Origin of the sequence: Nosocomiicoccus sp. HMSC059G07 (assembly GCF_001815515.1) — a bacterium.
Lineage (GTDB): Bacteria > Bacillota > Bacilli > Staphylococcales > Salinicoccaceae > Nosocomiicoccus > Nosocomiicoccus ampullae_A.
Genome location: NZ_KV820854.1, coordinates 1 through 459, shown reverse-complemented (window position 1 = coordinate 459; position 459 = coordinate 1). Strand labels below are relative to the sequence as shown.

The 459-nt window shown below is 39.2% G+C and carries 1 protein-coding gene; it reads left to right on the top strand.

What is annotated here, in order from left to right; translation table 11 throughout:
• Window positions 1-459: penicillin-binding transpeptidase domain-containing protein (locus HMPREF3029_RS06240; protein WP_246830708.1), on the top strand; the 459-nt coding region annotated here is incomplete at both ends.

Genomic DNA, 459 nt, shown 5'->3' with positions numbered 1-459 from the left:
TTGCTTTTGTTGCAGATGCAAAAACAGGCGAAATTTTAGGTGCAGGTCAACGTCCTTCATTTAACCCAGATACTCGAGAAGGTTTCGGAACAAGCTGGTTAAATATGCTTTACGAATATCAATTCGAGCCAGGAAGTACGTTTAAAGTATTTACATTAGCGGCAGCAATTGAAGAAGGTAAGTATGATCCAAATCAGTACTACACGACAGGTAATAGACAAGTGATGGATGCGACGATTTACGACTGGGAAAAGTCAGGTTGGGGTACAATTACTTATAACGAAGGGTTACAATATTCTTCGAACACTCTAATGATGGATTTACTCGATTCAGTCGGACCTAAAAAGATGCTCGAATATTATCAGTCATTTGGATTTGGGACAGCTACAAAATCTGAATTTAACACAGAAGCAAGTGGTCAAATCGTGTGGGACAACGAACTACAACAAAAGACGAGTT